This window comes from Amycolatopsis sp. NPDC004772, from assembly GCF_053601215.1.
Genome location: NZ_JBSGBK010000159.1, coordinates 1 through 8,954, shown reverse-complemented (window position 1 = coordinate 8,954; position 8,954 = coordinate 1). Strand labels below are relative to the sequence as shown.

Genomic DNA, 8,954 nt, shown 5'->3' with positions numbered 1-8,954 from the left:
GGGCTTCGACAACCACATGATCACCAGAGCGGGCCGTGCCTGCCTGCAACGACACGACTTTGCCGGAACCCTGCCGCTCCCAGGGGGGCGTCCCCAGGTCCATCCTATCGGCGACCACCGGCAAAAACCCCGAAAAGCCGCCCCCGCGGCCGGGCTGTCCACACCTCGGCCGGCATGTGGACAGCCCACCTGACTCAGGGGGCCACGCGCTCGATGTGCCACCCGTCGTCGTTGCGTACGTACCTCAGCCGGTCGTGCATCCGGTCCTCGCGGCCCTGCCAGAACTCCACCAGATCGGGCCGGATCCGCCAGCCGCCCCAGTGCGGGGGTGCCGGGATCCTCTCCACGTCCGCGAAGCGCCGCTCGATTCCGTTCAGCGCGTTGTCCAGCGCCCTTCGTCCGTCCACTACGCGCGACTGCGGGGATGCCCACGCTCCCAGCTGGGAGCCGCGGGGGCGCTGGGCCCAGTACTCCGCCGTCTCCTTGACGCCGACCTTCTCGACCTCGCCGCGGACGTGGACCTGGCGGTGCAGCGCGTACCAAGGGAACGTCACCGACGCGTAGCGGGTCGCCGTCAAGTCGTGGCTCTTCGCAGACGTGTAGTTCGTGTAGAACACCACGCCGCGGTCGTCGAGGCCCTTGCACAGGACCGTGCGGGACGAGGGGCGCCCCTCGGCGTCCGCGGTCGCGAGGACCATGGCGTTCGGCTCCGCGATGCCCGCCGCGACCGCCTGGTTCAGCCAGCCCTGCAGCTGATCGGTCCAGGTGGCGGCGAGCGCGGTTTCGTCGAACGCCGCGCCGTCGTAGGCCACGCGCATTCCGGGAAGGCGTACTACGGCGTCTTCCACCTGGTCCTCGATTTCCGGCATCATCGCCAAACCTCCACGCCCGGTCGGGGCATCAGTCGACTTCGGCTCTAGGCACGTTAGGGCTTCGCGACCGGCAGCGGAACCCACCTAACGGTGACACCCGCCACCACCGCGAAGTAACCGCTGGACAACAAGCCGTAACCCGTGCGTTACCTCCCGGACCAGGATCGATACAGGACGCACCTACCTTCGGCCCGTTCCCCACCACCCCCGGAGGCAGGCATGACCGAGACCCTGTCCAGCACGGAAAAGAGCACCCCGCCGAAACGCCGCTACGCCCCGCTCGCGGCGAACGAAAACCGCGAGGACTACTCCCTGCGCTTCGCCGCGCATTCGTTCCGGAAATGGTCGCCGTTCGTGGTCGCGACGACGGCGCTGGGCGGCATCGCCTACCTCGCCGACTTCGCGATCGGCGCCAGCATCGTCCTCTCCTACGGCTTCACCTCCGGCGTCCTGGCGATCCTCGCCGCCGCCGTCGTCATCTTCGTGACCGGCGTGCCCATCGCGGCCGCCTGCGCGAAGTCCGGAGTGGACATGGACCTGCTGACCCGCGGAGCCGGCTTCGGCTACTTCGGGTCGACGCTCACGTCGCTCGTCTACGCGAGCTTCACCGTCATCTTCTTCTCGCTCGAAGGCTCGATCATGGGTCAGGCCTTCGAGCTCGCCCTCGGCATCCCGTTGCCCATCGGCTACCTCCTCGCGACGCTCATCGTGCTGCCCTTCGCCCTCTACGGCATGGGCGCGGTCGCGAAGATGCAGACCTGGACGCAGCCGCTGTGGATCGCCGGGCTGGTGCTGCCGTTCGTCGTCGTGCTGGTCCGCGAGCCCGGCAAGTTCGCCGAATTCACCCGCTTCGGGGGTACCGAGGGCGCGGGCGCCGGGTTCTCCGCGATCGGGTTCGGCTTCGGGATGGGCGTCGCGCTGTCGCTGATCGGGCAGATCGGCGAACAGGCCGACTACCTGCGGTTCATGCCCGAGAAAACGGCGGAGAACAAGCGGGCGTGGTGGGCCGCGGTGCTCGCCGCCGGCCCCGGCTGGGTGATCCTCGGCGCCGCGAAGCAGATCGGCGGTGCGCTGCTGGCGTTCCTCGCGCTCGGCGTCGTCGGGAAGACGCACGCGCTGGAGCCGATCGCGCCGTACCTCGAAGCGGTGAAACCCGCACTCGGGCCGGTCGCGCTGACGTTCGCCGCGCTGTTCGTCGTCGTCTCGCAGATCAAGATCAACACCACCAACGCCTACTCCGGCTCGCTGTCGTTCGCGAACTTCTTCTCCCGCGTGCTGCACAAGCACCCCGGCCGGGTCTGGTACGTGCTGGTCAACTGCGGGATCGCGCTCGCGCTGATGGAGTTCGGCGCGTTCGGCTTCCTGAACAAGATCCTCGGCTTCTACTCGAACGTCGCCATCGCGTGGATCGGCGCCGTGTGCGCCGACCTGGTGATCGCCAAGCCGCTGGGCCTGTCCCCGCGCTACATCGAGTTCAAGCGGGCTTACCTGCACAAGATCAACCCGGTCGGGTTCGGCTCGATGGTCGTCGCGTCCGCGGTGTCGATCGTGGCCTACTTCGGCGCGTTCGGACCGTTCCTGGCCGCGTTCAGCCCGCTGCTCGCCCTGGTCATCGCCGTCGTCCTGGTGCCGGCGCTGGCCGTGGCCACCAAGGGTAAGTACTACCTGGTGCGGGAGAACACGGTCATGACCACGGAGGCCGACCCGCAGGCGACGTACACCTGCTCGGCCTGCGGCGACCCGTACGAGCTGCCCGACGTCGCCGACTGCGCCAAACAGGACGGCCCGATCTGCTCGCTCTGCTGCACGCTCGACAGCACCTGCCACGACGTGTGCCGGACAACCGGCCCAGTGGCGCTGGGCCTGCCGACCGTCCGGACGCCGTAGTGTCCGTGAGGGCCCTTTCCCGGCGTCCGCAGCCGGGAAAGGGCCCTCACGTGAGCCGGCCTCCCCCCGGGTCCCCCTCCCGGCTCGACTGTTCCACGCCGGAGGGCGCGCCGGGGTTGCCCGGGATTTCCAAGATCTTTCCGGGCCGCATGATGGCGGCCAGCATCAGCGCGCGCAGCTCTGCGCCGACGTCCTCCACCGGCAGCGGCGGCTCGTGCGCCTGCCACTCGCGCAGCAGCCCGGTGGCCGCGCCGACCAGGGCGATCGCCGTCAGCCGGTAGTCGCGGTCGGGGGCGACGCCGTGCTCGGCCGCGCGCCGCGCCTCCGTCTCGATGAAGGTCGCCCAGCGGTCGACCCACACCTGGTGCTGCTGCTCCAGCTCCGCGCTGACGCCGACGGCTTCGACGTAGTTGAGCCGCGGGAGCCGGGGGTCCACGGTGACCGTGTCGATGAAGACGTCGAGCAGCGTGGCGATGCGGGTCATGGCGTCGGCCTCGGCGACCTTGTCGAGCGCGGCGGTGACGTGCTCCAGCGCGAGGCTGTTGATCCGGTCGTGGAGGGTGCGCAGGACGTCCTCCTTGCCGGTGAACTCCTCGTAGAAGTTCCGCGTCGAGACGCCGGCGCGGGCGCACATCTCGGTGATCTTCGTCTGCCGGAAGCCGGTGGTGGTGAACAGCTCGAGACCGGCCGTGAGCAGCCGCTCGCGGCGGTCGGCGCGACGTTGTTCGGGTGCGACGCCGCCGTACGTGCGAGCCAACGGTTGTGTCCTCCTTCTGAGGGATTGCCGGATCCTACCGGGCTGGCTAAATTGTGAAAACCTCGATTACCAGACAGCCGGAGGCAACGATGCTTCGTCGGTTAGTGGTCGCCGTCGCGCTCCTGTTCGTGACAGCCGCCCCCACGGCACACGCCGAACCGGGCGTCCTCTTGGAACAGAAGCCGACGACGGTGTTCGTCGGCCCGTTCCCGGCGCCGGTCAAAGCCTGGCACCTCGTGTACCGCTCGACGTCGGCGACCGGCGCCCCGAACGCCGTCTCCGGCACACTGCTGGTCCCGCCGACGCCGTGGCTGCGCGGCGGCCCGCGGCCGCTCATCACGTACGCGGTCGGCACGCACGGCCTCGGCGACCAGTGCGCCCCTTCGAACCTCCTCGCCCACGGCATCGAAAACGAGAGCGCGTTGCTGGCCCAGGCGTTGACGCAGGGCTGGGCGGTCGTCGTGACCGACTACGAAGGACTCGGCACGCCGGGGCCGCACACGTACGCGGTCGGGCAGTCCGAAGGCCGCGCGGTGCTCGACGCGGCGAAGGCCGCTTCCCGGGTTGCCGGCGCGGGGCTGTCCCCGTCCGGCCCGGTGGGCGTGTTCGGATACTCGCAGGGCGGCCAGGCGGCGGCGTGGGCGGCGGAACTGCAGGCGACGTACGCGCCTTCGCTGAACGTGGTCGGCGTGGCGGCGGGCGGCGTCCCGGCGGACCTGAACGCGGTGTTCGCCTCCAACGACGGCGGCGCGGCGTTCGGCCTGGTGCTGGGCGCGGCCACGGGCTTCGCGGCGGCGTACCCGGACGTCCCGTTCGCGTCGATCCTCAACGACCGAGGCCGCGAGGCGGTGGCGCGCGTCTCGAAGGCGTGCACGATCGAGCTGGGCGCGGCGGCGCCGTTCGCGCACCTGCAGGACTTCGTGACGGTGCCGGACCCGATCCACGACCCGCGCTGGCAGGCCCGCCTGGCGGAGAACTACCTGGGCACGACGGCGCCGAAGCCGCCGGTGTACCTGTACCACGGGACGCTGGACGAGCTGATCCCGTTCAGCGTCGGAACGGCGTTGCGCGACCGCTGGAAGTCGCTGGGCGCGCGGGTGACGTGGCAGGAATTCCCGCTCCTGGAGCACATCGGGGGCGTGTCGATCGGCGGCCCGGTGGCGATGACTTGGCTGGGCACCAAATTCTGAAAACTGTCGGTGCCTCCCGGTAGCGTGGAAAACGGGGGCTGCTCAGAACGGCCGCAACGCCGCAACCGCGTCCGGCGCAAGGGAAGTGGTGAGGGTGCCGCCCGCAGCGAGGGGGCTGCGGGACCACCACTCACCCGAGGCCGCCGGGAGCTCGCGTCCGCCGACCTCCAGGTCCGTGGCCAGCACGCGGCGGCCCGCCAGCACCGCCAGGCTCCCGTCCAGGCCCGCGTCCCCCACCGAAAGCGTCTGGCGCACCACCGGGGTCCCGGCCCGCACCACGTCCAGCGTGGTCACCAGCGATCCCGGCTTCTCCCCGGCCCGCCCCAGCACCAGCACCTCCCGCGTGTGCAGGTAGGCGTCGGCAGCCAGCGAAGCCCGGAAGACCGCGTGGTGCCGGGCCCGCGCCGTGATCACCGTCGGCTCCGGCAGGTACTCCAGCGACCCGCCGTCCTCCACGACGACGTCCACAGTGGACAACGAAGACTCGCCGTGCAGGCCCGGCAGGGCCAACGTGGCCGCCACCCCCGACAACCGGAGGGAGGCACCCGGCCCGACCCGGACGGTGAGCAGCAGGTCATCCCCGCCCAGCGGCGATGTCGCCGAGTTGACCAGGTGCACCACGGCCGTCGCACCCGAACGCCGGCGCGGGAACAACGTCAACGGCGCCATCGAGCACAGCTCCCGCAGCACCGTGCGCGAGCCGTCGAAGCACGCCGTCAGCCGCGCGTGGGCCTTCACAGCAGGGAACGGACCCAGTCGGCGACCGCGGGCGCGTCGGGGGTGTCCACCAGGGACTGGGTGATCACCGGCAGCGCGCCCCGCATCCGGTGCGCGTCCGACGTCATCACGTCCATGTCCGCGCCGACCAGGTGCGCGATGTCGATCTTGTTGATCACCAGCAGGTCCGCCGTCGTGACACCCGGGCCGCCCTTGCGCGGCACCTTGTCGCCGCCCGCGACGTCGACCACGAAGATCTGGCTGTCCGCCAGGCCGCGGCTGAACACCGCCGTCAGGTTGTCGCCGCCGCTCTCGATGATCACCAGGTCGAGGCCAGGAAACTTCTCTTCCAGCCGCTCGACCGCGTCGAGGTTCGCGGTGATGTCGTCGCGGATCGCCGTATGCGGGCACGCGCCGGTCTGCACCGCCTCGATCCGCTCCGGGTCCAGGACACCCGCGCGGCGCAGGAAGTCCGCGTCCTCGGTCGTGTAGATGTCGTTCGTGACCACCGCGAGCCGGATCTCGTCGCCGAGCGCGCGGCAGAGTGCCGCGGTCAGCGCCGTCTTGCCGGAGCCGACCGGGCCGCCGATGCCGATCCGGTACGCGCGGCCCGCGGTGGGCGCGGCGTCGTAGTGGTCCGGCTCGCTGGCCGTCGGGTCGAAGTTGACCGGGTGGACGTGCCCGTGCCCGTGTCCGTGTTCAGCTGGCAAAGAGACGCACCTCTTCCTGGTGGTGCCGGGCGTGCGCCTCGGCGAACAGATCCAACGCGGGCGACCCCGGCGACGGCAACATCGCCGGATCGTCCCCTGCCACCGCGGCCGCAGCCGCACAAACAGAAGCGAGATCCAGCCGCGCGACCACCGCGTTCACAGCGAAGGGATCCAGCCCCAGCAACCGCACCGCGGCACTCGCTGGACCGCTCACCGACAGGTACGCGGCCGCCATCGCCGCGTCGCGCGGCGAACCACCCGCGATCCCGACCAGCGCGCCCAGAACGATCGGGTGGTGCGGCCGCGGCGTCTCGGCCAGCAGCTCCTCCAAAATCGGCGAAGGCCACGCGATCCGCCCTGCCCGCGCGGTTCCGCGGCCTTGCGCCCGGGAAGCCTCGCGCTGCGCGAGTGACGGCGTGCGCGCGTCCAGTTCACTGTCCAAACGCGACCAATTGCCTCGGTTGACCGCCGCATGTGCGGATGCAGCAGCGAAAACCGCCGCCAGGAACCCCGCCGTCCGCAACCGTCCGGAAAGGAATCCCGGCAGGTCGCGCACGGACGTCACCAGCTTCCGCGCGACGACCTCCTCCAGCCCGCCACTGTGGACGTGCCCGCCGCCGGGGAACCGGGAGTCCGCGAGGATCAGTGCCGAAAGGTCCATCAGAACAGGAAGTACCTTTGCGCCATCGGCAGTTCCGTCACCGGCTGCGGTTCGATCAGCTCGCCGTCGACGTGCACCGCGAAGCTGTCCGGCTCGACGCGGACGTCCGGCGTGGTGTCGTTGAGCACCATGTCCGCCTTGGTCCGCGCCCGCATGTCCGACACGGCGACCAGCGGCCGCGTGATGCCGAACCGCTCGCGCAGCCCGCTGTCCAAAGCGGACGGCGCGACGAAGTGCAGGCTCAACGCCGCCCCGATCGATGCACCGAACATCGGGCGGGCCAGCACCGGCTGCGGCGTCGGGATGGACGCGTTGGCGTCACCCATCGCCGCCCAGGCCGGGAAGCCGCCCTTCAGCACCATGTGCGGGCGCACGCCGAAGAACTTCGGCTCCCACAGCACCAGGTCCGCGAGCTTGCCGACCTCGACCGACCCGATTTCGGTCTCCATGCCGTGCGCGATGGCCGGGTTGATCGTGTACTTGGCGACATAGCGACGCGCACGCAGGTTGTCGGCCGCGCCGTCGCCGGGCAGCGCGCCGCGGCGGCGCTTCATCACGTGCGCGGTCTGCCAGGTCCGGATGATGACCTCGCCGATCCGGCCCATCGCCTGCGAGTCCGAGCTCATCATCGAAATCGCGCCCAGGTCGTGCAGGACGTCTTCGGCGGCGATCGTCGTCGGCCGGATGCGGCTCTCGGCGAAGGCGAGGTCCTCGGGCACCGACGGGTTGAGGTGGTGGCAGACCACCAGCATGTCGAGGTGCTCGTCGAGGGTGTTGGCCGTGTGCGGCCGGGTCGGGTTGGTCGACGACGGCAGCACGTTCGGCAGCGAGACGACCTGGATGATGTCCGGCGCGTGCCCGCCACCGGCACCTTCGGTGTGGTACGCGTTGATCGACCGCCCGCCGATGGCGTCCACAGTGGACTCCAGGAACCCGGCTTCGTTCAGCGTGTCGGTGTGGATCGCCACCTGGACACCGGCTTCGTCCGCGACGGTCAGGCAGGCGTCGATCGCCGCCGGCGTCGTACCCCAGTCCTCGTGGAGCTTGAACCCGCCCGCGCCCGCCGCCAGCTGCTCGCGCAACGCCTCGTGCCGGACGGTGTTCCCCTTGCCCAGCAACAGGACGTTGATCGGGTAACCGTCCATGGCGGACAGCATCCGGCCGAGGTTCCACGCGCCGGGCGTGACGGTCGTGGCCTTCGTGCCCTCGTTGGGCCCGGTGCCGCCACCGACCAAAGTGGTCAGCCCGGCGGCCAGGGCCGTGTCGACGAGCTGCGGGCAGATGAAGTGGACGTGGCAGTCGATGCCACCCGCGGTGAGGATCTTGCCGTTGCCGGACAGCACCTCGGTCGACGGCCCGATGACCAGGGCCGGGTCGACGCCGTCCATCGTGTCCGGGTTGCCCGCCTTGCCGATGCCGACGATCCGGCCGTCGCGCACGCCGACGTCGGCCTTGACGACGCCCCAGTGGTCGAGGATCACCGCGCCGGTGATGATCAGGTCCGGCGCGCCTTCGGCCCGGGTCGCCGTGCCCTGGCCCATGGACTCGCGGATGACCTTGCCGCCGCCGAAGAGCACCTCGTCGCCGGAGCCGCCGGGCCCCATCGAACGGTCCTCGGTGACCTCGATCAGCAGGTCGGTGTCGGCGAGCCGGATCCGGTCGCCGGTGGTCGGGCCGAACAGCTCGGCGTAGCGCTCGCGGTCGATCTGCGGCATTTCAGAACTCTCCGGCGAATTCGGACCGGAGCCCCGGCACGCGCCGGGCGCCGGCGAGCGGGACGAGGTCGACTTCCCGTTCGACGCCGGGTTCGAAGCGCACCGACGTCCCGGCCGGCACGTCGAGCCGGTGGCCGCGGGCGGCGTCGCGGTCGAACTCGAGCCCGGGGTTGACCGCGGCGAAGTGGTAGTGCGAACCGACCTGCACCGGCCGGTCGCCGAGGTTCCGCACGAGCAGCCGGACGCGCGCGCGGCCGGGGTTCAGCTCGACCGGCTCGTCGCCGGGAATGATCTCGCCAGGACGCATGCGGCTCCCGTTCTCGAGCGGGGTCGTGAGTGGTAAGGAGGGTTCTTTAAAGGCGTAAAACACAACGAAGGGGGGGTGAGAAGTAGGGGGGGGGGCACGGGAGCGGCGTGGGGGGGGCCGGGGCGGGGGGGCGCGACG

The 8,954-nt window shown here is 70.7% G+C and carries 9 protein-coding genes; 2 read left to right on the top strand and 7 right to left on the bottom strand.

What is annotated here, in order from left to right; translation table 11 throughout:
• Positions 1–194: 194 nt before the first annotated feature.
• The gene (gene pdxH, locus ACWEF6_RS42385) at positions 195–872 is read right to left on the bottom strand and encodes a pyridoxamine 5'-phosphate oxidase (protein WP_449688118.1); all 678 of its coding nucleotides are present in this window, start codon (positions 870–872) and stop codon (positions 195–197) included.
• Positions 873–1,091: 219 nt separating this feature from the next.
• On the opposite strand from pdxH, the gene ACWEF6_RS42380 reads away from it, so the two are divergent.
• The gene (locus ACWEF6_RS42380) at positions 1,092–2,759 is read left to right on the top strand and encodes a purine-cytosine permease family protein (protein WP_449688117.1); all 1,668 of its coding nucleotides are present in this window, start codon (positions 1,092–1,094) and stop codon (positions 2,757–2,759) included.
• 46 nt (positions 2,760–2,805) lie between these two features.
• Here the strand turns inward: ACWEF6_RS42380 and ACWEF6_RS42375 are convergent, their stop codons facing one another.
• A complete protein-coding gene (locus ACWEF6_RS42375; RefSeq protein ID WP_449688116.1) occupies positions 2,806–3,516 on the bottom strand; it encodes a TetR/AcrR family transcriptional regulator in 711 nt (236 codons plus the stop codon).
• A gap of 89 nt (positions 3,517–3,605) precedes the next feature.
• Here ACWEF6_RS42375 and ACWEF6_RS42370 point away from each other — a divergent pair, with 89 nt between their 5' ends.
• Complete coding sequence (locus ACWEF6_RS42370) at positions 3,606–4,706, top strand: lipase family protein (protein WP_449688115.1); 1,101 nt, start codon at positions 3,606–3,608, stop codon at positions 4,704–4,706.
• 42 nt (positions 4,707–4,748) lie between these two features.
• Here the strand turns inward: ACWEF6_RS42370 and ACWEF6_RS42365 are convergent, their stop codons facing one another.
• From ACWEF6_RS42365 to ACWEF6_RS42345, 5 genes are read right to left on the bottom strand one after another with little or no spacing between them, the layout of a single operon-like run.
• On the bottom strand, positions 4,749–5,444 hold the full coding sequence (locus tag ACWEF6_RS42365) for an urease accessory protein UreD (protein WP_449688114.1): 696 nt from the start codon (positions 5,442–5,444) through the stop codon (positions 4,749–4,751).
• On the bottom strand, positions 5,441–6,133 hold the full coding sequence (gene ureG / locus ACWEF6_RS42360) for an urease accessory protein UreG (protein ID WP_449688113.1): 693 nt from the start codon (positions 6,131–6,133) through the stop codon (positions 5,441–5,443). Before ureG ends, ACWEF6_RS42365 begins: the two co-directional genes overlap by 4 nt.
• Positions 6,123–6,794, bottom strand: a complete 672-nt coding sequence (locus ACWEF6_RS42355; RefSeq protein WP_449688112.1) for an urease accessory protein UreF — start codon at positions 6,792–6,794, stop codon at positions 6,123–6,125. The genes ureG and ACWEF6_RS42355 overlap by 11 nt, the downstream gene beginning before the upstream one ends.
• Positions 6,794–8,509: an urease subunit alpha gene (locus ACWEF6_RS42350; protein ID WP_449688111.1), complete on the bottom strand. Its 1,716-nt coding sequence runs from the start codon at positions 8,507–8,509 to the stop codon at positions 6,794–6,796. The genes ACWEF6_RS42355 and ACWEF6_RS42350 overlap by 1 nt, the downstream gene beginning before the upstream one ends.
• Before the next feature lies 1 nt (position 8,510).
• Entirely contained in the window at positions 8,511–8,816 is a 306-nt protein-coding gene (locus tag ACWEF6_RS42345) for an urease subunit beta (protein WP_086844441.1), read from the bottom strand.
• Positions 8,817–8,954: the final 138 nt, after the last annotated feature.

What these genes read in the sequence shown, in the direction of transcription:
- pdxH (WP_449688118.1), bottom strand. Translation starts at nt 872, where the DNA reads ATGATGCCGGAAATCGAGGACCAGGTGGAAGACGCCGTAGTACGCCTT.
- ACWEF6_RS42380 (WP_449688117.1), top strand. Translation starts at nt 1,092, where the DNA reads ATGACCGAGACCCTGTCCAGCACGGAAAAGAGCACCCCGCCGAAACGC.
- ACWEF6_RS42370 (WP_449688115.1), top strand. Translation starts at nt 3,606, where the DNA reads ATGCTTCGTCGGTTAGTGGTCGCCGTCGCGCTCCTGTTCGTGACAGCC.
- ACWEF6_RS42355 (WP_449688112.1), bottom strand. Translation starts at nt 6,794, where the DNA reads ATGGACCTTTCGGCACTGATCCTCGCGGACTCCCGGTTCCCCGGCGGC.
- ACWEF6_RS42350 (WP_449688111.1), bottom strand. Translation starts at nt 8,509, where the DNA reads ATGCCGCAGATCGACCGCGAGCGCTACGCCGAGCTGTTCGGCCCGACC.
- ACWEF6_RS42345 (WP_086844441.1), bottom strand. Translation starts at nt 8,816, where the DNA reads ATGCGTCCTGGCGAGATCATTCCCGGCGACGAGCCGGTCGAGCTGAAC.